This window comes from Acidovorax sp. (assembly GCF_046341535.1).
Lineage (GTDB): Bacteria > Pseudomonadota > Gammaproteobacteria > Burkholderiales > Burkholderiaceae_C > Acidovorax.
In genome coordinates this window covers 13,249-36,382 of sequence record NZ_JBKDRI010000090.1, presented here as the reverse complement: position 1 = coordinate 36,382, position 23,134 = coordinate 13,249, and the positions used below count along the sequence as shown (strand labels likewise).

The following is a 23,134-nucleotide window of genomic DNA, read 5'->3' as shown; positions in this document are numbered from 1 at the left end:
AAAGCGAAAATCGGCCCCAGCGAGGACAGTTTTTGCCGAATTTGCAGCCCCATAGCCGAGCTATGGGGCAAAAAGGCGGTTAAAAATGGACCGCTGCGGTCGATTTGCAGCCGACGATTTCCAAGTCCGACAGGCTCCTAGTAGCGAGAAATTTGCCCGTTGTACAGACGAACACGGTCGCCCACCCGCAGGTCACCCGGGTGGCTTACGTCATACGCACGGTAGCCTCCCTGGTCCAGCTGGATCGACACCCGGTACCGCCGCTCGAGGTCCTGACTGTTGTTTCGACTTTCCAAGGCATTGCCGGCAACGGCACCGCCCAGCACCCCGATGGCCGTGGCTGCGGCGCGGCCTGAGCCTCCGCCCACCTGATTGCCCAGTACGCCCCCCACCAGGGCGCCAATCACCGCGCCTGCGCCGCTGGTACCGCCTTGAGAGTAGCCTTGCAGCACTTCAATGTTGGCCACCCGGCCATATTCGGTAGCGTACGCGCTATTCGGGTAAGCCGGCGCCGGGGTCGTATAGCCGCCGTACCCGTACTGCGGGCCCTGGGAATGCCTGTTGTGGCCGCAGCCAGCAAGGGGCATGGAAAGCGCTAGCGCGCCAGCCAGCCCAAGCCACCGGGAGGGCCGAAGGGTGCTCGCAGAACGGCTGGGGGAAACAATGTGCTGTTGCATTCGATTCTCCTGGAGGGGATGAGCGCGCGCCGGGCCAGCGAAAATCCTGCCCGATACCGAAAACGTCATTTAACAACGCAAGCAGCGTGCACCAGGCACCCGGGATGCGCGAAGTTGTAAGCCTACGTACACCGCCAGTGTCGAGCAAGGCCATGCCGCGCAAGACCCCGCCGTTTTCGACCCAGCCGTCAGGCCTTGCCCGTGGAGCCGTAGCCGCCCTCGCCGCGCTCGGTGGCGACGAATTCATCAACCACGTTGAACTCGGCCTGCACCACCGGCACGATGACGAGCTGCGCCAGACGCTCCATCGGCTCGAGGGTGAAGGCGACCGGGCTTCGGTTCCAGGCACTCACCATGAGCTGCCCCTGATAGTCGCTGTCGATCAGACCGACCAAATTCCCCAGAACAATGCCGTGCTTGTGGCCCAGGCCCGAACGCGGCAGGATGAGCGCGGCGTATCCAGGGTCTTTGATGAACACCGCGATACCGGTGGGCACGAGCTGCCATGCGTTGGGCGGCAAGGTCAGTGGCTGGTCCAGGCAGGCGCGCAGGTCAAGCCCGGCACTGCCGGATGTGGCATAGGTAGGCAGCTGGTTCGCCATGCGCGGATCCAGAATCTTCACATCGATTTTCATAGTCATCCTGTTCAAGTCTTGTTCGGTGTGCCCCGGCAGCCCCAGGGAGCGCATGGGGTGCCCAGTGGGCTGCGAGCATCGGTATGCCATACCGTCCCGGCCGCCTCCCATAGCGAGAGCCCAGCGGTCAGGCTGGCAACACGCACGCATCAGCGGCAGCGCGCAGCGATGTCCTCGATTAGTTGCCGTGCAAGCACGCGCTTGGGCGCCCGTGGCAGTTCACGGTGACCATTGGCATCCACGAGCACCAAGGCATTGTCATCCTGGCCAAAGGTGGCAGGCCCGATGTTTCCCACCAGCAGGGGCACCCCCTTGCGCTGGCGCTTGGCCGTGGCGTGCGCAATCAGGTCGTGGCTTTCGGCAGCAAAGCCCACGCACAGCAGCTCGCCCGCCTGGGCCCTGGGAGACTGGGCCACCGCAGCCAGGATGTCGGGGTTCTCCACAAAAGCCAGCGCCGGCGTGTTGCCAGAACCATCTTTCTTGATTTTTTGGGTGGACGGTGACGCGGGGCGCCAATCTGCCACTGCGGCGGTTGCCACGAATATCGTCGCATCAGCCACCAACGCATGAACCGCCTCAGCCATTTCCACGGCCGACCTCACGTCCACACGGCGCACACCGCGCGGGGTTTCCAGGTGCACCGGGCCTGCGACCAACGTCACATCGGCACCCGCCTCGCGCGCAGCGCGCGCCAGGGCAAAACCCATCTTGCCACTGGACAGGTTGGTGATGCCCCGCACGGGGTCGATCGCTTCGAACGTGGGTCCGGCCGTGACCAGCACCGTGTGACCCGCCAGCACCTTGGGGGTCAAACTCGCCACCAGTTCATCGAGCAGTTCGTGCGGCTCCAGCATCCGGCCGTCGCCCGTTTCGCCGCAGGCCTGGTCGCCATGGCCCACCCCCAGCACCAACGCGCCGTCGCGCGCTACCTGCTGCAGGTTGCGCTGCGTGGCCGGATGCGACCACATCTCCCGGTTCATGGCAGGGGCCAGCAGCAGCGGGACGCTGGCCGCTGGCCGCGCGAGGCACAGCAGGCTGAGCAGCTCGTCGGCCCGGCCCTGGGCAAGGCGCGCGACAAAATCCGCGCTGCAGGGCGCGATGACGATGGCATCGGCATCCCGGCTGAGGTTGATGTGGGGCATGTTGTTGGGCTCACGCGCATCCCATTGCGAGCCATACACCGGACGGCCCGACAGGGCCTGCATGGTCACGGGCGTGATGAACTGCCCTGCCGCTTCGGTCATCACCACCTGCACGGTGGCGCCTTCCTTGATGAGTTGGCGGCACAAGTCTGCGGCCTTGTAGCAGGCCACGCCACCGCTCAGGCCCAGGACAATGTGTTTTCCAGCTAGCTCGTTCATTCGACGAATTTAGCAGAAGGGTGCTTGTGGCGGGCGCGCCCAGCGAGCCCCGGCCGCACGAGAGCATTGCACGCGGGCCGCAGCCCCGTTGCCGCCAATCTGGCCGGGGCCGCCATCTATAATTCTCATTTCCCACCACCAGGGGGACTCTCGAAACCTGTAGCGTTCGCTGGCGCGTCGGCTCAAGACCGGCGGTCAGACGTCCATTGCAGCGATGGCCCAAGCATTGCAGGCATTGGCAGCAGGCCGCGCAAGTCGTGCAGATGCCGTCGCCGCTACAGGTTCCGAGAGTCCCCCTTCAGACATGACCAAATTCGTCTTCGTCACCGGCGGTGTGGTGTCTTCCCTGGGCAAGGGAATCGCCTCAGCCTCGCTTGCCGCGATCCTTGAATCGCGCGGTCTCAAAGTCACCCTCATCAAGCTGGACCCCTACATCAACGTGGATCCGGGAACCATGTCGCCGTTCCAGCACGGCGAGGTGTTCGTGACCGATGACGGCGCGGAAACCGATCTTGACCTTGGCCACTATGAGCGTTTCATCGAAACGCGCATGAAGCGCACCAACAACTTCACCACGGGCAAGATCTACCAATCCGTACTGGAGAAGGAACGCCGCGGCGACTACCTGGGCAAGACCGTGCAGGTCATTCCCCACGTCACCAACGAGATTCAGGACTTCATCAAGCGCGGCGCGGGCATCGGTACGCCCGACGCAGTGGACGTCGCCATCGTTGAGATCGGCGGCACGGTGGGCGATATCGAATCGCTGCCATTCCTGGAAGCCGTGCGCCAGATGAGCCTGCGCATGGGCCCGAACAACGCGGCCTTCGTGCACCTGACCTACCTGCCATGGATTGCCGCGGCAGGCGAGCTCAAGACCAAGCCCACGCAGCACACGGTGCAAAAGCTGCGCGAGATTGGCATCCAGGCTGACGCCCTGTTGTGCCGCGCCGACCGCCGCATTCCCGACGAGGAACGCGCCAAAATTTCGCTGTTCACCAACGTGCCTGAGTGGGGCGTGATCAGCATGTGGGACGTGGACACGATCTACAAGGTGCCGCGCATGCTGCACGAGCAGGGCCTCGATGGCCTGATCTGCGACAAGCTGCGCCTGAACACGCCGCCCACCAGCCTCAAGCGCTGGGACGATCTGGTGCATGAAACCGAGCACCCCCAGGGCGAAGTCACCATCGGCATGGTTGGCAAATATGTGGACCTGTCGGACAGCTACAAATCGGTCAATGAAGCCTTGCGCCATGCTGGCATGCGCAACCATGTGCGCGTGAAGATCGACCACATCGACTCCGAGATCATCGAGGGCCCGGACGCCGCCGCGAAGCTCGCACAGTACGACGCGATCCTGGTGCCTGGCGGCTTCGGTCAGCGCGGGGTGGAAGGCAAGATCGCCGCCGCCCAGTTCGCCCGCGAGCACAAAGTGCCCTACCTGGGCATCTGCCTGGGCATGCAGGTGGCCACCATCGAGTACGCCCGCCATGTGGCGGGCCTGGCCAACGCCAATAGCACGGAGTTCGATCCGGCCACGCCCCACCCCGTGATCGCGCTGATCACCGAGTGGAAAGATGCCGACGGCACCATCAAGACGCGCGACGCCAATTCCGACCTCGGTGGCACCATGCGCCTGGGCGCGCAGACCTCCGACGTGGCCAAGGGCACGCTGGCGCACAGCATCTACGGCGACGTGGTGACCGAGCGCCACCGTCACCGCTATGAAGCCAACGTGAACTACCTAGAGCAGCTGCGCAAGGCGGGCCTGGTGATCTCGGCGCTGACGCAGCGCGAGCAGCTCACCGAGATCGTCGAGCTGCCCCCAAGCGTGCATCCGTGGTTCATCGGCGTGCAGTTCCACCCCGAGTTCAAGTCCACGCCCTGGAACGGCCACCCGCTGTTCAATGCTTTCATCAAGGCCGCAGTGGAACACCAGCAGGCCGCAGTGGCCAAAGCCTGAGGACTTGACGATGAATCTCTGCGGGTTTCCTGTCGGCCTCCATGAGCGATTTTTCCTGATCGCGGGTACCTGCTCGATCGAGGGTCTGGAAATGTCGCTCGAGGTGGCGGGCCAGCTCAAGCAAGCCTGCGCGCCGCTGGGCATACCACTGATCTACAAGGGCTCGTTCGACAAGGCGAACCGCTCATCCGGCGCCAGCAAGCGTGGCGTGGGCATGGATGCGGGCCTCAAGATCCTTGATGAAGTGCGCCGCCAGCTGCAGTTGCCCATCCTCACCGATGTGCACGACACCTCGCAAGTGGCCGAAGTGGCCAGCGTGGTCGACGTGCTGCAAACCCCAGCCTTCCTGTGCCGCCAGACGGACTTTATCCGCGCCGTGGCGCAAAGCGGCAAACCGGTCAACATCAAAAAGGGGCAGTTCCTGGCACCCTGGGACATGAAGAACGTCATTGACAAGGCGCGCGAGGCTGCCCGCGAGGCGGGCCTGTCACAAGACCGGTTCCTGGCCTGCGAGCGCGGCGTGAGCTTTGGCTACAACAACCTCGTCGCCGACATGACCAGCCTGGCCGAGATGCGAAACTCTGGCGCGCCGGTGGTCTTTGATGTGACCCACTCGGTGCAAAAGCCCGGTGGCCTGGGCGCCGTGAGCGGCGGCGCGCGCGAGATGGTGCCGGTGCTGGCCCGTGCGGGTGTGGCGGCGGGTGTGGCAGGGCTTTTCATGGAAACCCATCCACGGCCCGCCGAGGCCTGGTCGGACGGCCCCAACGCCGTGCCCCTGAGGCACATGAAAGCGCTGCTGGAAACCCTGGTGGCGCTGGATGAGGTCACCAAGCAGCGCGGATTCCTTGAAAACAGTTTTGGAGCCTGAGAACATGAGCAGTGGTTACGTCATCGCATCGGTCACGGTCACCAACCCCACACAGTACGACGAATACCGCAAATGGAGTACGCTGGCCATGCAGGCCCATGGTGCCGAAGTGTGCGTGCGCGGCGGAAAGGTCGAAGTGCTGGAAGGCGACTGGAACCCGGGGCGCACCGTGATCCTGAAATTTCCGAGCTTTGAGGCTGCCCGTGCGTTCTACGACACCCCCGAATACCAAAAAGCCAAGGCAGCACGCGAGGGCGCGGCCATCATGCGCATGGTGTGCGTCGAAGGCGTCTGACAGCCTGTCGGTTCGTACCGGGTTCGAACCGACTCGCCAATTTACTATCAAATCGGTAGCATAAAATGACGACAGACGCGCCACCGAAGAAAGTTTTAGCCTAAAACATCCTGCCCGTCTGGATGAATCTCCAAAACCTGAAGGAAGACCATGAGTGCCATTGTTGACATCGTAGGCCGCGAAGTGCTGGACAGCCGCGGCAACCCCACCGTCGAATGTGACGTGCTGCTGGAATCGGGCGTGATGGGCCGCGCCGCAGTGCCCTCGGGCGCATCCACTGGCAGCCGCGAAGCCATCGAGCTGCGTGATGGCGACAAGAGCCGCTACCTGGGCAAAGGCGTGCTCAAGGCCGTCGAGCACATCAACACCGACATTTCCGAAGCCGTGCTGGGTCTCGATGCCTCCGAGCAGGCCTTCCTGGACAAGACCCTCATCGATTTGGACGGCACCGACAACAAGAGCCGCCTGGGCGCCAACGCCATGCTGGCTGTTTCGATGGCCGTGGCACGCGCAGCGGCCGAGGAATCCGGCCTGCCGCTGTACCGCTATCTGGGCGGTATGGGCAGCGTGCAGTTGCCCGTTCCCATGATGAACGTGATCAACGGCGGCGCACACGCCAACAACAGCCTGGACCTGCAGGAGTTCATGATCATCCCCGTGGGTGCTCCCACCTTCCGCGAGGCCGTGCGCTGGGGCGCCGAGGTGTTCCACGCACTGAAAAAAATCATTCACGACAAGGGCATGAGTACCGCCGTGGGTGATGAGGGCGGCTTTGCCCCCAGCGTGGAAAACCACGAAGCTGCGATCCAGCTGATCCTGCAGGCCATTGATGCCGCCGGATACACCGCTGGCGAGCAGATCGCCCTGGGCCTGGATTGCGCGGCCAGCGAGTTCTACAAAGACGGCCTGTATGTTCTGGAAGGTGAAGGCGGTATCAAGCTCACGGCCCAGCAGTGGACCGACATGCTTGCCACCTGGGTCGACAAGTACCCCATCATCAGCATCGAAGACGGCATGCACGAGGGCGACTGGGACGGCTGGAAGATCCTGACCGATCGCCTGGGCGGCAAGGTGCAACTGGTGGGTGATGACCTGTTCGTGACCAACACCAAGATCCTGAAAGAAGGCATCGACAAGCGCATTGCCAATTCGATCCTCATCAAGATCAACCAGATCGGCACCCTGACGGAGACCTTTGCTGCCATCGAGATGGCCAAGCGCGCTGGCTACACGGCGGTGATCTCGCACCGATCGGGCGAGACCGAAGACAGCACCATCGCCGACATCGCGGTGGGCACCAATGCAGGCCAGATCAAGACCGGATCGCTGTCGCGCTCCGACCGTATGGCCAAGTACAACCAGTTGTTGCGCATCGAGGAAGACCTGGGTGACATCGCGCACTACCCAGGCCGCGCGGCGTTCTACAACCTGCGCTGAACCCTGCCCTGTGGCTTGCGCTACCCGCTGCCCGGCCCTCCGGGTCTTGCCTGACCGGGATCGCCGTGCTGCGGTAGCGCGAGACCACTGCCCCCATCTCCCAGCGGGCTGCTGACGATGGCATCGCGTGTGGTTCCGGTGGTGTTGCTGGCCCTGCTGGCCGCACTGCAGGGCCAGCTCTGGCTGGGGCGCGGCAGTGCGCCGCACGTCCATGAGATGCAGCGCCAGATTGATGCGCAAAAGGCCGCGAACCAACAGGCGCGCCAGGTGAACGCGCGCCTGAGCTCCGAGGTGCAGGATCTCAAGGAAGGTCTGGACATGGTCGAGGAGAAGGCGCGCAGCGAGCTGGGCATGGTCAAGCCCAACGAGGTGTACGTCCAGTTCACCCCCCGCTGACTGCCGTGCCCATGCCCGACGGCGCACCGGCACTGCCAAGCCGCACTCCCGACCCCCTGCCTTTGCCAGCGCCTTCACCCGCGCTCTTGCCCGCGCCCGAGCCGGGGCCCCTGTCAGCGCCTGCGCCCGTGGTCGTGGCCGTCACCGGAGCGCCGGATACCGGCGTGCCCGAACTGGCGGCGGCGCTGCGCACACGGCTGGACGCATGCGTGCGCATCCTTGTCTTGCAGCACCCGGATCTGGCGCCGCTTGCGCCAGCGCATCGGCATGCATTACCCCTCACGGCGGCCCGCCCCTTTCCACCGGGCGACCACTCTGTCACGCCCAGCCCTGCCCTGACCTTGCTGACCGGGCTGGATGCGCATGGCGCGCCGCACCACAAGGCGCTGCGAGAGCGGGTCGATGCCGAGCTTCGCGCGGAATTGGCCCACCGGGGCCTGGACTACCGGGTGGTGTACGGCAATGGCGAACAGCGGATCGCCCAGGCACTCCGCGCTATCAAAAGCGTTGCAGACAAGGCAGACGGAACAAGCGCAAGTGGCCGTTTTGATACCGAAAAAGCCCAGGCTCCTCCAGCAATGCGGCGCTCGCGCCCGGCGTGGTCGTGCGAGAAGTGCAGCGACCCGGAATGTGAGCACAAGCTCTTCACCTCGCTGGTAGGGCGATCTGAACCTAAAAACGGCAGTTGACCGCTTGTCATCTTGCCGCACACCGCGTGGACTCGGACGCTTCGCTGTGTTCGCAGCCTCACCTTTGGGGTGACAGCGCCTGCTAAAGACCGACGCCAACCCGCGCCCACCCCACGGGCTTTGCCGAACGGGCCTTCAAACGGGGCAGCGCGGCCGCTGCCTTGAGCTCTACATAACCCTCGCGAGGATGCGCTGGTGCGGATCGGGAGAGGCCGCAAGGCACTTTTTGCAGCCAATAGCCTGGCTATTGGCAAGAAAAGCAACGCCGTGGACCGCCCGAGCCCGGGCCCGGGCCCGCGCAGACCGCAGGGAGTGATGCAGAGGTTCCTTGACTGGCGACTACTGGATGTTGGTCGGCCGGGGCAACTGGCTCAGCGCAGGGGAGACGAAAATCTGCGCCGCATCGACCGCATCAAAGCGGTATTGCAGGCCGCAATACTCGCATCCCACCTCGATGTCCGGGCGCTCGGCGAGGATGCTCTGGGCTTCTTCCACACCCAGACTGCGCAGCATGTTGCTCACGCGTTCGCGGCTGCAGGTGCAGGCAAAGCGCGGGCCACTGGCGCCCTGCAGTGGCTCAAAGCGCAGCACCTTTTCTTCCCAGAACAGGCGGTGCAGGATGGTGTCCACGTCCAGCGTCAGAAGTTCTTCGCGGCTCAGGCTGGACGCCAGATGGGCAATGCGGTTGTAGTCCTCATTGCGGCCGATCTGGTCCTCGTTTTCGCGGTACGACAGGCTGGCGGCCAGGTTGCCCTCGCCCTTGACGGGCATGCGCTGGATCAGCAGGCCGGCCGCGATCTGGTCGTTGGCCGCCAATACCAGCACGGTGTCGAGCTGTTCGGACTGCAGCATGTAGTGCTGCAGCACGTCGGACAGGCGGTCCAGCTTTTCACCCCGGTCGCCATGCAATGGCACCACGCCCTGGTAGGGCTGTTGGCCAGGGTGGCGGTCCTTGGGGTCAAGTGTGATGGCACAGCGGCCGCCGCCGCCCACATTCACCATTTTGCTCAGCCGGGCGTCCGCGGCCACTTCGCTGTTGAATGTGGCGGTGGCGCGCAAGCTCAGGTCCGACTGCACCTCAGCCACCGCCAGCTTGACGGGCCCGTCGCCAAAGACCTGCAGCACCAGCGCTCCATTGAACTTGATGTTGGACTGCATCAGCACCCCAGCCGCCGCCATTTCGCCCAGCAAATCCCGCACGGGGGCCGGGTATGCGCCGGTGCTCGTGTTGCTGGCGCGGCGGCTCAGAATATCGGTCCAGGCGTCCGTCAGGCGCACGATCATGCCGCGCACCGGCAGCCCGTCAAAGAGAAACTTATGAAGTTCAGACACGCAAGAGATTTCCCGGGAATAAGACCGTCAGCCGATCTTGCGCAAACCGCGCTGGAAACGGCGTGCATTGTCAATGTAGTGCTGCGCGCTTGAGCGCAGGCCTTCGATCTGCTCGGGCGTGAGCGCGCGCACGGCCTTGGCCGGGCTGCCGATGATCATCGAACCGTCGGGGAATTCCTTGCCCTCGGTGACCAGCGCACCCGCACCCACCAGGCAATGCTTGCCAATACGGGCACCATTGAGCACCACGGCACCAATGCCGATCAGCGACTCATCACCGATGGTACAGCCGTGCAACATGACCTGGTGCCCGACCGTGACACGCTCGCCCACGACCAGCGGCTTACCCATATCGGCATGCAGGACGCTGGCATCCTGAATGTTCGAGCCAGCACCGATGGTGATGCTTTCGGTGTCGCCACGCACCACGCTGCCAAACCACACGCTCGCATCCTCGCCCAGCACCACGCGGCCCATCACCTGGGCGCTGTCGGCCACCCACGCACTGGGCGCTACCGTTGGCCCCACGCCATCAAGTTCGTAAATCGCCATCACCACCCCTTCCAGCGGAGTTCCATTGATTAATACGCAAAGGCCATCACAGCCCAATCCACTCCCGCGGACACCAAGCCCCACCGCTGAAACCGCCTAGAATTGTAAGGATGGAGCTTCGCCACCATGCCATGCAGGCCTTGCGCCTTGCAGATCCAGAACAAAAAGTGGCTGCCGCGCTTGACCTGCAAGCGCAAGCAGCTACTTTTTCGATAGCAAATTCCAGTCTGGAAAATCCGCATGATGCAGCAGAGCTTCCGGGCCGGCCAGCGCGGCCAGAGCTGCGCCTGCACACCGCCGTCGCCCGCCGGTCACCCGCCACCGCGCAGGGCCGCGCCGTGCTCATTCATGCCATCGCGCACATCGAATTCAATGCCATCAACCTGGCGCTCGACGCCGTATGGCGCTACGGTGGCATGCCGCGCGACTATTACCTGGACTGGGTGCGCGTGGCCGCTGAAGAAGCCACGCATTTTCGACTGTTGCGCAACCATCTGCGCGCACAAGGCCATGACTATGGCGACTTTCCCGCGCACCAGGGACTATGGACCATGTGCGAGAAGACCCAGCACGACATCCTGGCCCGCATGGCCCTGGTGCCGCGCACGCTGGAGGCGCGTGGCCTGGATGCCACCCCGCAGATTCAGGCCAAACTGCGCCAGGTGGGCACGCCCGACGCACAGGCGGCCGTCGCCATTCTGGATACCATTCTGCGCGATGAAGTGGGGCACGTTGCCATCGGGAACCACTGGTACCGTTGGCTGTGTGAACGAGAGGGTTTGGACCCGGAGGCACACTACGGCGTTTTGGTGGATCGATACCAGGCACCGCGCCTGAAGCCGCCTTACAACGTGGCGGCCCGCCGCAGCGCTGGTTTCACCGAGACCGAACTTCGCTGGCTTCAACAGGTCCAAACCTTGAGGTTGACCTCCTGATGGTGATTCCAGCCTGCCTGTGGCCCATTCCCTTTAACGGTACAAGCACTTCCTGAGCCATGACTTCATCCCTCCCGCACGAGCCCCCCAAAGCACCGCCGTCGAGCGCGTCTTCCCCCGTGGCCGTGATCGCGCGCCAGGCCATCGTCAACGCGCAGCATGTCGTCGTGGGGTACGAGCTGTTCAACCGCTCGCGCACCGCCGTCACGCACACAGCGGCCACGGACGTCATTTTGGTGTTCAACGCCCTCTCGCATGCTGGAAGCGAAGAACTGGTGGGTAAAAAACTGATCTTCGTCAATTGCACCCATGAGAGCCTGACCGGGGGTCATCTGGAACTGCTGGACCCCGACAGGGTGGTGCTGGAGATTCCGCCGCTAGGCCATGCGGCCAGCGAAGAGGTGGCCATGCGCACACCCATCCTGAGCGGCCTGCGCAAGCGGGGATTCCACCTGGCGTTCAACCACACGGTGCTGCAATCGACCTATGCGCCCTGGCTGCCTTTGGCCGACTACATCAAGCTCGACCTGTCGGTGCTCGCGCATGACCAGCTGGCGGTGCTGATCAGCTACGCCGACCGACACTGCCGGGCCGAACTCATCGCCGAGAAAGTGGAGACCGCGCAGCAATACGACGTGGTCTCCAGTCAGGGCGTACAACTGTTCCAGGGTTATTGGTTCGCCCGACCCTCGCTGGTGGAAACCAAGCTGCTGGCCCCGGCACAGGCCAGCATCATCGAGCTCATCAATCTGGTGCGCAACCAGGCAAGCACGGACGAGATCGAGCAGGCGCTCAAGAAGGATGCTGCGCTCGCCTTCAACCTCATGCGGCTCATCAACTCGGCCGGTTTTGGCCTGACCCGCGAGATCACCTCCTTCCGTCAGGCTGTGATGCTGATGGGTCTGAAGAAACTATTCCGCTGGGCAGCCCTGCTGCTGACCGCATCCCGCAGCGGCGGAGTGCCCTCCTCCGTCGGTCAGACCGCTGTCGTTCGCGGCCGGTTGATGGAACTGCTGGCACTCGAGACCCTTCCTCCCGAGGAGGCCGACCAGGCGTTTGTCGTGGGAATTTTTTCGCTGCTCGACGTCATGCTTTCAATGCCCATGGAGGCCGCCGTGGGGCTCCTGAACATGCCGGAGCCCGTGGCGGCAGCACTGTTGCGCCGAGAAGGCTTCCTGGGTGACTTGCTGACCCTGGCCGAGGCATGTGAATCGAGCGATGACGCTGCTTTCGACCAGACCGCAGGGCTTTTGCACTTGAACAGCCAGCAAATCAATCTGGCGCACCTGCAGGCCCTTGCCTGGGCAGACCACCTGGCGGAATGAGCCGCGGGCGACCCGCCAAGCAAATGGTTCGCAATGGCACAAGCTAGGTCTAGAATCTGAGCAAGTTCAGACCAATCCCAACGAATCCTCCATGTCGAGCACACCCGAATCCGATGGCCAGGAAATCTCCCCGCAAGACACCCTTGTAGTGGACGAAAACCTGGCCATCATTGCCCGCCAGGCCATCATTGACTCATCTCGAGCCGTCTACGGCTACGAGCTGTTTGACCGCTCCACGGCATCCGACTCGTTCACGGCGGCCAGCGATGCAGCGCTTTTATTCAACGCGCTGTCCTATGCCGGGACCGAGGCCCTGGTCGGCAAAAAAACGGTGTTCATCAACTGCACGCACGACAGCCTCTCCGGTGGCCACCTGGAGCTGATCCACCCCGAAAAAGTGGTGCTGGAGGTGCCCCCTCTGCCCAACAGCGCAACCGCCGAAGAAATCGAGGGCCGCGTACCCACACTGGAGGCCCTGCGCAAACGGGGATTCCGCCTGGCGTTCGACCAGCAGGCTCTGCGCCGCGCCTACACAAGCTGGCTGCCCCTGGCTGCCTTCATCAAGCTGGACATGCAGGCGTTCAAGCCCGAGCTGGCTGCAACGCTGGTCAAATTTGCCACCACCTACAGCAAGGCCACGCTGGTGGCCGAGAAGGTCGAGACCGCCGAGCAGTTTGAGCTGATGCGCGATCTGGGCGTCAAGCTCTTTCAGGGCTACTGGTTTGCCAAGCCCTCGCTCGTCAAAGCCACGACCATCCGGCCATCTCAGGCAACCATCATTCAGTTGATCAACCTCGTGCGCAAACAGGCCAGCACCGCCGAAATCGAGGATCTGCTCAAGAAAGACCTGACGCTGTCTTTCAACCTGCTGCGTTTCATCAATTCGTCGGGGTTTGGCCTGTCGTGCGAAATAACGTCGTTCCGCCACGCGGTGATGATCCTGGGGCTCAAAAAGCTGTTCCGCTGGGCGGCACTGCTGATGACCACCTCGCGCGCGGGCGGCGCGCCACCGGCGGTGGGCCAGACCGCCGTGGTACGCGGGCGCCTGATGGAACTGCTGGCGGGGGAGCTTCTAACGCCGGAAGAGAGCGACAACGCTTTTGTGGTCGGCGTGTTTTCGTTGCTCGATACGATGCTTGGCATGCCGATGGAAAGAGCGCTGGAGTCGGTGGCGCTGCCCGAGCCGGTGATGGATGCCCTGCTGCATGGCAAGGGAGTCTTCGCGCCGTTCCTGGAGCTGACGAAGGCCTGCGAGAGCGGCGACGAAGCCGCGTTTGCCCGCGCGGCGAACGCGCTGCAACTGTCCAACCGCCAGGTCAACTGGGCCCACCTGCAGGCGCTGACCTGGGCCGAAAACCTCGCTGCCGAGTAGAAACGCTCGGGTAGCGCTCTTCCATCGAAGCCCTGTCCTGCAGGGCTTTTTTCATGGGGTGACTCGGCAAGCGAGTGGCGATCAACACCTCACGGACGGTGCAAAGCCAGCATCTTGTTGCGGCGATGCGACGTCGCTCAAAGCGAGTGGCACGCACCGGGCCGCGCTGCCCACTGCGGGCTACCAGGCGGCTCAGCCACGCGGATGGTGCTGGGCGTGCAAAGACTTGAGCCGCTCGCGCGCCACATGGGTGTAGATAGTGGTCGTGGAGATGTCGGCATGCCCCAGCAGCAGTTGCACAACGCGCAGGTCGGCGCCGTGGTTGAGCAGATGCGTGGCAAACGCGTGGCGCAACGTATGGGGGGACAGCGGTACATGGATCCCCGCCGAGAGCGCCCACTTTTTGACGATCATCCAGAACATCACACGGGTCATACCACTGCCCCGTTGCGTGACGAACAGATCATCCGTCTGCTGACCAGCAAGGATGGGCCCGCGGGCCTCGGCCAGGTAGCGGTCCAGCCACTGGCGCGCCACCTCGCCAAACGGCACCAGACGCTCCTTGTTGCCTTTGCCCACCACGCGCAGCACCCCTTCCTGGAGCCCGATCTGGAAGGTTTTGAGCGTGACCAGTTCGGTCACGCGCAGGCCGCTGGCGTACATCAGCTCCAGCATGGTGCGGTCGCGCAGCCCCAGCGGTGTGTCCACGTCGGGGGCTCCCAGCAGCGCCTCTACCTGGCTCTGGGATAGCGTCTTGGGCATGCGCAGCGGCTGCCTCGCGGCCTGCAGCCGCACGGTGGGGTCGGCGTGGATGCGCCGCTCGCGCAGCGCCCAGTGGAAGTAGCGCCGCAACACCGTCAACCGCCGGTTCGCCGACGTGGCAAGGGTCTGTGCGTGGCGGGCCGCGAAATAGCTGTGCAGGTGGTGTTCTGCCGTGGCGTCCAAGGCCAGCGGCTCGGGTTGTTCAGCCAGCCACTGCGCATACAGCGTGAGATCGCGCCGGTAGGCAGCCAGTGTGTTGCGCGAAAGGCCGTCTTCCAGCCAGACCGCATCGACAAACTGATCAATCGCACTCAGGCTTGCGTTCAACATACAAAACCTTAGTATGTAAAAAAGCCGCCCGGCGGGGGGCGGCTTTGAGCGTGCGGCATGCAGCGCTGCGGGTCAATCCAGCGTGAGCTTTTGCTTGGCGACCACGTCTTTATACACCGCCAGCTCGGCCTTGATCTGGTCCGCAAACTGCTCGGGGGTGTTGCCCACCACCAGCGATCCGGTGTCTTCAATGCGCTTTCTCACGGCCGGGTCTTCCAGGGCCTTGCGAACGGCTGCGTTGACCTTATCCACGATGTCCTTGGACAAACCCTTGGGGCCGACGATGCCGTAGTAGGCCATGCGGTTCACGGGCTCCAGGCCCAGCTCTTTGAATGTGGGCACATTGGGCAGGGCGGCCACGCGCTGGGGTGCTGCCACAGCAATGGCCACCAGCCGGTTGTCCTTGATGAACGGAAGCGCGGAAGGGAGGTTGTCAAAGATGATCGGCACCTGGCCGGCCACGGTGTCGTTCAGGGCCGGGCCCGCACCCCGGTAGGGAATGTGCGTGACGAAGGTGTCCGACAGGCTCTTGTACAGCTCCATCTGCAGGTGGCCAATGCCGCCCGTGCCGGAGGACGCGTAAGAATATTTGCCAGGGCTCTTTTTCACCTCGGCCACGAACGCCTTGTAGTCCTTGGCCGGAAAGTTCGGGTTCACCGCAATCACGTTGGGCGTGGCTGCCATGTTGACGATGGGCGTGAAGTCCGTCAGCGGGTTGTAGGAGATTTTGGGGTTGATGGCCGGATTGGCCGCAGTGGTGGACACCGTGGCCACGCCCAGCGAGTAGCCATCCGGCGCGGCGCGGACGATCTCGGTGGCGCCCACGAGGCCACCGCCACCGGCCTTGTTCTCGACGATCACACTTTGGCCCAGGGCCTTGCCCAGGGGGTCGGCGATCACGCGGGCAATGATGTCGGTAGTGCCACCCGGGGCAAACGGGACCACCAGGCGGATCACCTTGTTGGGGTAGGCCTGGGCGGCTGCGGTACCGGCAGCGGCAGCCAGAACGGTCAGCGCGAGCCATTGACGACGGTGCATGGAGTCTCCTTACAAGTGGGTCACAGATGTTGCGAATGGTAGGGGTAACCGGGTCGTTGCGGCACTGCGGATTGCACATAAGGGCTAACCCGCATGACCGACCTGCATCCAGTATCCTCAAGCGGTGCACTACGCCCAGCTCCTGCTTCCCGATTTCTCGCTGATCCTTCTGGGTTACATCCTGTGCCGCTTCACCGCACTCAACCGCTCGGTGTGGCAGCCGGTCGAGGCCCTGGTGTACTACTGCCTGTTCCCGGTGCTGCTGTTCCAGTCCATCGTGCGCAGCCCGATGGACTTCCCGGCCGCATCTGGTCTGATGGCGGCAGGGCTGCTGTCGGGCCTGGCCGGCATCGCACTGGCGTACAGCCTGCCGCACTGGCCGTGGCTTGGCCGACAGTTGGACCGGCGGGATCACGCGGCCAGCGCGCAGGTGGCATTTCGCTTCAACTCCTTCATCGGGCTGGCCATCGCCGAGCGCCTGGCGGGCGCGCAAGGCCTCTTGATGATGGCTGTGCTGATCGGCGTGTGCGTGCCCCTCTTCAATGTGGCCGCCGTGTGGCCCATGGCGCGCCACGGCCAGCAGGGTTTTGTGCGTGAGCTGGTGCGCAACCCGCTGATCATCGCCACGGCCTCGGGGCTCACGGCCAACCTTTTGGGCTTTCAGATCCCGGCCTTTGCCGAGCCGGGCGTGAGCCGCATCAGCGCAGCGTCGCTGCCCTTGGGGCTGATGGCCGCGGGGGCGAGCATGCAGTTTGGCCAGCTCACGCACAGCAAGGCGCTGGGCATATCGGTGCTTGCCATCCGGCATCTGGTGCAGCCGCTGATTGCACTGGGCATGGCGCGCTGGCTCGGCCTGAGCGGGGTGCAGACCACCGTGCTGCTGGCGTTCTCGGCCCTGCCCACCGCATCCACCTGCTTCGTGCTGGCCGCCCGCATGGGATACAACGGGCCGTATGTGGCCGGGCTGGTCACGCTGTCCACACTGCTGGGCATGGTCAGCCTGCCGTTGGCCCTGGGGGTGTTGCGATGAACCGCCCTGCGCCCACCAGCCTGTTGGCCAGGGCGGGCTGTCGGGTCGCCGTGCCCTGCTGAGGGTTGCCTACGACCACGCAGCGTCCTGGGCCAGCGCCCAGGCCACATGCTCGCGCACCAGAGCGCTCTTGTCGGCAACGCGCGAGTGCAGGGCGGCGCGCAGAGCCAGTGCGTCTGCACCGCCCGCGTCACCGCCCGTCACCGCAGCCCGCAGCGCATTGCCCAGCGCGACGGCAATGTTGCGCAGCCAGCGCTCATGCCCGATGCGGCGGATTGGCCCGCCCTCCGTCATGCGCAAAAAAGTGGCCTCGTCCCACGCAAAAAGGTGTACCAGCTGCTGGCCTGCAAGACCCTGCCGCTCGTCAAAATCGGGCAGACGACTGACCTGCGCGAACTTGTTCCATGGGCAGATCAGCTGGCAGTCGTCGCAGCCGTAGATGCGATTGCCCATCAGCGGCCGCAGCTCCAGGGGAATCGGCCCGGCGTGTTCAATGGTGAGGTACGAAATGCAGCGCCGCGCATCGAGCCGGTGCGGCGCAATGATGGCCTGCGTGGGGCAGATATCGATGCAGGCGGTGCAGCTGCCGCAATGGGCCGTGACGGGCTCGCTCTCGGGCAATGCGATGTCCACGTAGATCTCGCCCAAAAAGAACATCGACCCCGCCTCCCGGTTGAGCACCAGCGTGTGGCGCCCGCGCCAGCCTTGCCCGCTGCGCGCGGCAAGTTCACATTCCAGCACCGGGGCTGAATCGGTGAACACGCGGTGGCCCAGCGGGCCCACTGCAGCGGCAATCCGGTCGCTCAGCGCTTGCAGGCGGGTTCGCAGCACCTTGTGATAATCGCGGCCCCGTGCATACACCGAGACAATGCCTTCGCCAGGCCGCGCCAGCCGCGCCAGTTCAAGGGCCTGCCAAGCCTGCGGGGCACGCACGGGCGTGTGCCGGGGCAGATAGTCCATGCGGGCCGTGATCACGCTCACGGTGCCAGGCACCAGCTCGGCCGGACGGGCGCGCTTGAGGCCATGCGCCGCCATGTAATGCATGTCACCATGAAAGCCCTGCGCAAGCCATGCCGCAAGGCCCGGTTCTGCGGCCGACAAATCCACCCCCGCCACGCCGATTTGGGAAAATCCCAGCTCGCGGGCCCACTCCTGCACTTGAGGAACGAGTTGACTGCTGCACCACATATGCCGCCGATTGTAGAAACGCCCCCCGCGGACGCGGCCGCCGATGCCCGTCGCGCGCTGGTATGGCACAGCGAAGACGACACTGCCGCGTTTGCGCAACGTCTGGCCGCGCAGCCGGGCCTGGCCCATGCGTACATCACGCTGCACGGCGACCTGGGGGCGGGCAAGACCACGCTGGTGCGCCATCTGCTGCGCGCCCTTGGGGTGCGGGGCCGGGTCAAAAGCCCCACGTATGCCGTGGTCGAGCCGCACGAGGCTCCAGGCCTGTCCCCCCACGCCAGCACGGTCTGGCACTTCGACTTCTACCGCTTTGACGACCCGCGCGAGTGGGAGGACGCCGGGTTTCGCGACATTTTTGCCAATCCGGGCCTCAAGGTGGCAGAATGGCCGGAAAAGGCTGCAGCGCTTACCCCGCCTGCCGATCTTGCTATATACATTGAAGCAATTGATGAGCACCAACGACGCGTCACGCTGCACGCTGGCACCGATGCCGGGCGCGGCCTGCTGCGGGGGCTCTGAAGCGCTTTCATTCGCCCTTCCATGTGCTTTTGCATTGTGATGCCAGGGTCTCAGTGCACACGCCGTTCACTGCCAGGGCGGCGCGGCGTGTGCCGCCTGGGCGCACCACCCTGCCAGGCATGACGTCCCGCGTGCCCTCGCCCTCCCGTCGCACCCTGCTGAAGACCGGCAGCCTGGTGCTGCTGCTGGGCACCCAGCAAATCGCGCGCGGGGCCACGATCCTCGCGGTGCGAGTGTGGCCTGCGCCCGAGTACTCGCGCGTCACCATCGAGTCCGATGGAGCGCTGGTGGCCAAGCAGTTCTTTGTCTCGTCGCCGCCGCGCCTGGCGGTGGACATCGAGGGCATCGACCTCAGCCCCGCGCTGCGCGAGCTGGTGGCCAAAGTCAAACCGGATGACCCCAACATCGCCGGTATCCGCGTGGGCCAAAACGCGCCCGGCGTGGTGCGCCTGGTGGTCGACCTCAAGCAGCCCGCCCTGCCCCAGGTGTTCACGCTGCCGCCGGTGGCCGCCTACCGCCACCGTCTGGTGTTCGACCTGTACCCGGCCGACCCGGTGGACCCGCTGGAGGCGCTGATTGCCGAGCGCTTGCGCGATGCAGGCGGCCCCGCGCCTGCGCCGGGCCCCACCGCCCCCACCGCCCCGACTACTCCGCCAGCCGCCCCGCCGACGGCCAAGGCATCGCCCGCCGCCCCCGTCGCCGCCGCCCCCACCGCCGACCCCCTGGGCGACCTGATTGCTCAGCGCACCCAGCGCGGGGGCGCTGCCGAGGCGCATGCGCCCCCCCCCGCTGCAGCCCCGCCCGCGGCCGAGGCGGCCGTCACCCGCGCGGGATATAACCAACCCACCGCGACGCGCACCGACCGGATCATCATCGTGGCGCTCGATCCGGGCCATGGTGGCGAAGACCCCGGCGCCATCGGCCCGGCTGGCACGCGCGAAAAAGACGTGGTGCTGCGCGTCGCCTACCTGCTGCGCGACCGCATCAACGCCACCTCGGTGGGCGGCAACCCGATGCGCGCCTACCTCACGCGCGACGGCGACTACTTTGTGCCGCTGGGCGTGCGCGTGCAAAAGGCCCAGCGCGTGCAGGCCGACCTGTTCATCAGCATCCATGCCGATGCCTTTACCGTGCCCACGGCGCGCGGTGCCAGCGTGTTTGCGCTGAGCCAGGGCGGCGCATCAAGCACTGCGGCGCGCTGGCTGGCCAACAAGGAAAACCAGGCCGACCTGGTGGGCGGCATTAACGTGCGCGCGCGCGACCAGCATGTGCAGCGCGCCCTGCTGGACATGAGCACCACCGCGCAGATCAACGACAGCCTCAAGCTGGGCACAACCCTGCTGGGCGAGATTGGCAGCGTGGGACGCCTTCACAAGCCGCGCGTCGAACAGGCGGGGTTTGCAGTGCTCAAGGCCCCCGACATTCCCAGCGTCCTGGTGGAAACCGCCTTCATCAGCAACCCCGAAGAAGAGCAGCGCCTGCGCAGCAGCGCCTACCAGGAGCGGCTGGCCGATGCGCTGATGCGCGGCATCACGCGGTATTTTGCAAAAAACCCGCCCCTGGCACGCAGCCGGTCGATGTAGCCGCTGCGGCTGGCAGCCCCTCAGGAAGACGCAACCTTGGCTTGCCGGCTGGCGCGCCAGGCACCAAAAATCGCGATCAGCCCCGGCACAAAAATCAGGGCCCAGATGATCTTGTCCAGATGCTCCTGCACCCAGGCAAGGTTGCCAAAGAAATAGCCAGCGCTGCAGATGCCCAGCACCCACAGCAGCGCGCCGCCCACGTTGTAGGCCGTGAACTTGCCACGGCTCATTTCCGCCACGCCCGCCACAAACGGCGCAAAGGTGCGGATAAAAGGCATGAAGCGCGCAATCACGATGGTGATGCCGCCGTAGCGCTCATAAAAGTCATGCGCCTGGTTGAAGGCCCGGCGGTTGAACCAGCGAGAGTCCTCCCACTGAAACACCTTGGGCCCAAAAAAACGGCCGACCGCGTAATTGCATTGGTCCCCCAAAATGGCTGCTGCGATGAGTACCGCGCAGGCGATCGGCAGGCTCATCATGCCCACGCCGCACAGCGCACCCACGATGAACAGCAGCGAATCGCCGGGCAAAAACGGCATCACCACCACGCCCGTCTCGACAAAGACGATCAGGAAAAGCAGGGCATACACCCAGGCGCCATAGGCCGTGACAAAGTTCTCCAGGTACCGGTCCACATGCAGGATGAAGTCGATCAGGAAGGTGACAATTTCCATGGCGGGCAGGTCCAAGGCGGGGTCGATGAAAAGCGCGCATTATCCCCACCGGGCGGCGCAACGCTGCCAAAAGCCCCTTCAGGCCTGGCCCTAGAATTGCCCAGGTGAACGCCCCCACCTTGCCCATCGCTGCCGCCGTGCAGCAGCCCGCTGCGGCCTCTGCCCGCCGCCCCATCCGCGACCTGCCCGACGAGCTCATCAGCCAGATTGCAGCAGGCGAGGTGGTGGAGCGCCCGGCATCGGTGGTACGTGAGCTGGTGGACAACGCGCTCGATGCGGGCGCCACCCAGATCACGGTGCGGCTGATGGCCGGCGGCGTGCGCCTGATCACCGTCGAAGACGATGGTGGCGGTATTCCGCAAGACGAGTTGCCCGTGGCCCTGCGCCGCCACGCCACCAGCAAGATCACCAGCCTGACCGACCTGGAAACCGTGGCCACCATGGGCTTTCGGGGCGAGGCGCTGGCGGCCATCGCCTCGGTATCCGAGATGGCACTGCTGTCGCGCCCCGCCACCCAGAGCAGCGCCTTTTTGCTGGACGCCCGCAGCGGCGAACTGCGCCCGGCCGCACGCAGCACCGGCACCACGGTGGAGGTCAAGGAGCTGTTTTTCTCCACCCCCGCGCGCCGCAAGTTCCTCAAGACCGACGCCACCGAACTGGCGCACTGCATTGAATCGGTGCGCCGCCACGCGCTGGCGCGGCCCGATGTGGGCTTTGCCATCTGGCACGAGGGCAAGCTGGTGGAGCAGTGGCGCGCCACGTTTTTTCCGGGCCAGAGCGATGCGCCGGATGCGCTGGCCCGCCGCCTGGCCGACGTGCTGGGCGAAGACTTCGTGGCGCAGTCGGTGGCCGTGCAGCACCGCATGGGGCCGGTCACCGTCACTGGCCGCGCAGGCCTGCCCGACGCTGCCCGCTCGCGGCCCGACCACCAGTACTGCTATGTCAACGGCCGCTTTGTGCGTGACAAGGTGCTCACCCACGCCGCCCGCAGCGCCTACGAAGACGTGCTGCACGGCCACAAGCAACCCATCTACGCGCTGTATGTCGAGATCGACCCGGCCCGCGTGGATGTGAACGTGCACCCGACCAAGATCGAGGTGCGCTTTCGCGACAGCCGCGAGGTGCACCAGGCCGTGCGCCACGCCGTAGAGAACGCGTTGGCCGCGCCGCGCGCCGCTGCGCTGGCAGCGGTGGCCCCGGCAGCGCCTGCCAACCACACGGCCATCACTGAGCCCGAAACTCCAACGCAGTTCAGGCCCCCATCGCCTTCGCCGTCCTACCGGCCAACGCAGGCACCCATCAAATTTGAAGAGCGTGGCCACCATGTGGCTGACTTGCAGGCCTTGTGGGGCCCCCAAAAGCACGATGCGGCCGCCGCACCCCTGGGCACCGACGCGCCGTTGGCGAGCCTGGGGCTGGCCAACCCGGCCGCCAGGGCAGGCACCATGCCGGCGGCCGTTGCCGACACCGGCACCCCGCCTGCGGCATGGCCCCAGCGCCGTGACAGCGACGACACGGCCTGGCCGCTGGGCAAGGCCGTGGCCCAGTTGCATGGTGTGTACATCCTTGCCGAGAACGCCCAGGGAATGGTCATCGTGGACATGCATGCAGCCCACGAACGCATCGTGTACGAACGCCTCAAATCCCAGGTGGACAGCGGCGCGCGCATCAGCAGCCAACCCCTGCTGATCCCGGCCACGTTTGCGGCCACCCCGCAGGAAGTGACGACCGCCGAAGAATCAGCCGACGTGCTGGCGATGCTCGGCCTGGAGGTGATGCCCTTCTCGCCCAAAACCCTGGCGGTGCGTGCCGTGCCAACCACCCTGGCGCAGGGCGACCCGGTGGAGCTGGCCCGCAGTGTGCTGGCCGAGCTGGCCGCGCACGACGCCACCACGGTGGTGCAGCGCGCCCGCAATGAAATCCTGGGCACCATGGCCTGCCACGGTGCCGTGCGGGCCAACCGCAAACTCACGCTGGACGAGATGAACGCCCTGCTGCGCCAGATGGAAACCACCGATCGCAGCGACCAGTGCAACCACGGACGGCCGACATGGCGGCAGTTGTCCATGCGCGAGCTGGATGCACTCTTTCTGCGCGGCCGGTAGCCATTGCGCTGGACCCAAAGGCCGCATAAAAGCACTGCCGCCGGCCGGCCGACAGCACAGCCAGG

At 65.0% G+C, this 23,134-nt stretch carries 22 protein-coding genes; 13 read left to right on the top strand and 9 right to left on the bottom strand.

The features are described 5' to 3' along the window. Nucleotides 1-137: 137 nt before the first annotated feature. From ACK543_RS06370 to coaBC, 3 genes are all read right to left on the bottom strand, one after another. On the bottom strand, nucleotides 138-677 hold the full coding sequence (locus ACK543_RS06370; protein ID WP_409942009.1) for a glycine zipper 2TM domain-containing protein: 540 nt from the start codon (nucleotides 675-677) through the stop codon (nucleotides 138-140). A 188-nt stretch (nucleotides 678-865) separates the two neighbouring features. Further along, nucleotides 866-1,312, bottom strand: coding sequence for a dUTP diphosphatase (dut, locus tag ACK543_RS06365; protein ID WP_409942011.1), 447 nt, complete (start codon nucleotides 1,310-1,312; stop codon nucleotides 866-868). 149 nt (nucleotides 1,313-1,461) lie between these two features. Beyond that, on the bottom strand, nucleotides 1,462-2,673 hold the full coding sequence (coaBC, locus tag ACK543_RS06360; RefSeq protein ID WP_409942008.1) for a bifunctional phosphopantothenoylcysteine decarboxylase/phosphopantothenate--cysteine ligase CoaBC: 1,212 nt from the start codon (nucleotides 2,671-2,673) through the stop codon (nucleotides 1,462-1,464). A 304-nt stretch (nucleotides 2,674-2,977) separates the two neighbouring features. Between coaBC and ACK543_RS06355 the strand changes: the two genes are divergently transcribed. From ACK543_RS06355 to ACK543_RS06330, 6 genes are all read left to right on the top strand, one after another. Further along, a complete protein-coding gene (locus tag ACK543_RS06355; RefSeq protein ID WP_409942007.1) occupies nucleotides 2,978-4,639 on the top strand; it encodes a CTP synthase in 1,662 nt (553 codons plus the stop codon). A gap of 10 nt (nucleotides 4,640-4,649) precedes the next feature. Beyond that, complete coding sequence (kdsA, locus tag ACK543_RS06350) at nucleotides 4,650-5,507, top strand: 3-deoxy-8-phosphooctulonate synthase (protein ID WP_409942006.1); 858 nt, start codon at nucleotides 4,650-4,652, stop codon at nucleotides 5,505-5,507. Nucleotides 5,508-5,511: 4 nt separating this feature from the next. Then, nucleotides 5,512-5,802 carry a DUF1330 domain-containing protein gene (locus ACK543_RS06345; protein ID WP_069105251.1) on the top strand — a complete coding sequence of 97 codons (291 nt, stop codon included), beginning with the start codon at nucleotides 5,512-5,514 and terminating at the stop codon, nucleotides 5,800-5,802. A 150-nt stretch (nucleotides 5,803-5,952) separates the two neighbouring features. Continuing rightward, nucleotides 5,953-7,239, top strand: a complete 1,287-nt coding sequence (eno, locus tag ACK543_RS06340; RefSeq protein WP_409942005.1) for a phosphopyruvate hydratase — start codon at nucleotides 5,953-5,955, stop codon at nucleotides 7,237-7,239. 117 nt (nucleotides 7,240-7,356) lie between these two features. After that, nucleotides 7,357-7,635: a cell division protein FtsB gene (gene ftsB, locus ACK543_RS06335; protein ID WP_409942004.1), complete on the top strand. Its 279-nt coding sequence runs from the start codon at nucleotides 7,357-7,359 to the stop codon at nucleotides 7,633-7,635. Nucleotides 7,636-7,640: 5 nt separating this feature from the next. Next, complete coding sequence (locus ACK543_RS06330; protein ID WP_409942003.1) at nucleotides 7,641-8,324, top strand: hypothetical protein; 684 nt, start codon at nucleotides 7,641-7,643, stop codon at nucleotides 8,322-8,324. A 339-nt stretch (nucleotides 8,325-8,663) separates the two neighbouring features. On the opposite strand, the gene ACK543_RS06325 is transcribed toward ACK543_RS06330, so the two are convergent. Both ACK543_RS06325 and ACK543_RS06320 read right to left on the bottom strand, forming a co-directional pair. Next, nucleotides 8,664-9,656 carry an Hsp33 family molecular chaperone HslO gene (locus tag ACK543_RS06325; RefSeq protein WP_409942002.1) on the bottom strand — a complete coding sequence of 331 codons (993 nt, stop codon included), beginning with the start codon at nucleotides 9,654-9,656 and terminating at the stop codon, nucleotides 8,664-8,666. Nucleotides 9,657-9,683: 27 nt separating this feature from the next. Further along, a complete protein-coding gene (locus tag ACK543_RS06320) occupies nucleotides 9,684-10,208 on the bottom strand; it encodes a gamma carbonic anhydrase family protein (protein ID WP_409942001.1) in 525 nt (174 codons plus the stop codon). Nucleotides 10,209-10,318: 110 nt separating this feature from the next. On the opposite strand from ACK543_RS06320, the gene ACK543_RS06315 reads away from it, so the two are divergent. The 3 genes from ACK543_RS06315 to ACK543_RS06305 all read left to right on the top strand — a co-directional run bounded on the left by ACK543_RS06315 (nucleotide 10,319) and on the right by ACK543_RS06305 (nucleotide 13,840). Beyond that, nucleotides 10,319-11,143 carry a ferritin-like domain-containing protein gene (locus tag ACK543_RS06315; protein ID WP_409942000.1) on the top strand — a complete coding sequence of 275 codons (825 nt, stop codon included), beginning with the start codon at nucleotides 10,319-10,321 and terminating at the stop codon, nucleotides 11,141-11,143. Nucleotides 11,144-11,202: 59 nt separating this feature from the next. Beyond that, on the top strand, nucleotides 11,203-12,468 hold the full coding sequence (locus ACK543_RS06310; protein ID WP_409941999.1) for an EAL and HDOD domain-containing protein: 1,266 nt from the start codon (nucleotides 11,203-11,205) through the stop codon (nucleotides 12,466-12,468). Between the two features lie 91 nt (nucleotides 12,469-12,559). Beyond that, a complete protein-coding gene (locus ACK543_RS06305) occupies nucleotides 12,560-13,840 on the top strand; it encodes an EAL and HDOD domain-containing protein (protein WP_409941998.1) in 1,281 nt (426 codons plus the stop codon). Nucleotides 13,841-14,032: 192 nt separating this feature from the next. Here the strand turns inward: ACK543_RS06305 and xerD are convergent, their stop codons facing one another. Together xerD and ACK543_RS06295 are read right to left on the bottom strand one after the other, a co-directional pair. After that, nucleotides 14,033-14,932 carry a site-specific tyrosine recombinase XerD gene (gene xerD, locus ACK543_RS06300; RefSeq protein WP_409941997.1) on the bottom strand — a complete coding sequence of 300 codons (900 nt, stop codon included), beginning with the start codon at nucleotides 14,930-14,932 and terminating at the stop codon, nucleotides 14,033-14,035. 72 nt (nucleotides 14,933-15,004) lie between these two features. Continuing rightward, nucleotides 15,005-15,970 (bottom strand): tripartite tricarboxylate transporter substrate binding protein BugE, encoded by a 966-nt coding sequence (locus ACK543_RS06295; RefSeq protein WP_409941996.1) that lies wholly within the window; start codon nucleotides 15,968-15,970, stop codon nucleotides 15,005-15,007. Nucleotides 15,971-16,094: 124 nt separating this feature from the next. Here ACK543_RS06295 and ACK543_RS06290 point away from each other — a divergent pair, with 124 nt between their 5' ends. Next, the gene (locus tag ACK543_RS06290) at nucleotides 16,095-17,000 is read left to right on the top strand and encodes an AEC family transporter (protein ID WP_409941995.1); all 906 of its coding nucleotides are present in this window, start codon (nucleotides 16,095-16,097) and stop codon (nucleotides 16,998-17,000) included. A 69-nt stretch (nucleotides 17,001-17,069) separates the two neighbouring features. Here ACK543_RS06290 and queG read toward each other — a convergent pair whose 3' ends face one another. Further along, entirely contained in the window at nucleotides 17,070-18,188 is a 1,119-nt protein-coding gene (gene queG / locus ACK543_RS06285; protein ID WP_409941994.1) for a tRNA epoxyqueuosine(34) reductase QueG, read from the bottom strand. On the opposite strand from queG, the gene tsaE reads away from it, so the two are divergent. Continuing rightward, a complete protein-coding gene (gene tsaE, locus ACK543_RS06280; RefSeq protein WP_409941993.1) occupies nucleotides 18,171-18,707 on the top strand; it encodes a tRNA (adenosine(37)-N6)-threonylcarbamoyltransferase complex ATPase subunit type 1 TsaE in 537 nt (178 codons plus the stop codon). The two genes, queG and tsaE, sit on opposite strands and share 18 nt — an antisense overlap. Nucleotides 18,708-18,826: 119 nt before the next feature. Beyond that, on the top strand, nucleotides 18,827-20,290 hold the full coding sequence (locus ACK543_RS06275; protein WP_409941992.1) for an N-acetylmuramoyl-L-alanine amidase: 1,464 nt from the start codon (nucleotides 18,827-18,829) through the stop codon (nucleotides 20,288-20,290). Nucleotides 20,291-20,310: 20 nt separating this feature from the next. On the opposite strand, the gene ACK543_RS06270 is transcribed toward ACK543_RS06275, so the two are convergent. Further along, a complete protein-coding gene (locus tag ACK543_RS06270) occupies nucleotides 20,311-20,964 on the bottom strand; it encodes a DedA family protein (RefSeq protein ID WP_409941991.1) in 654 nt (217 codons plus the stop codon). A 104-nt stretch (nucleotides 20,965-21,068) separates the two neighbouring features. Here ACK543_RS06270 and mutL point away from each other — a divergent pair, with 104 nt between their 5' ends. Beyond that, nucleotides 21,069-23,069 (top strand): DNA mismatch repair endonuclease MutL, encoded by a 2,001-nt coding sequence (gene mutL, locus ACK543_RS06265; protein ID WP_409941990.1) that lies wholly within the window; start codon nucleotides 21,069-21,071, stop codon nucleotides 23,067-23,069. Nucleotides 23,070-23,134: the final 65 nt, after the last annotated feature.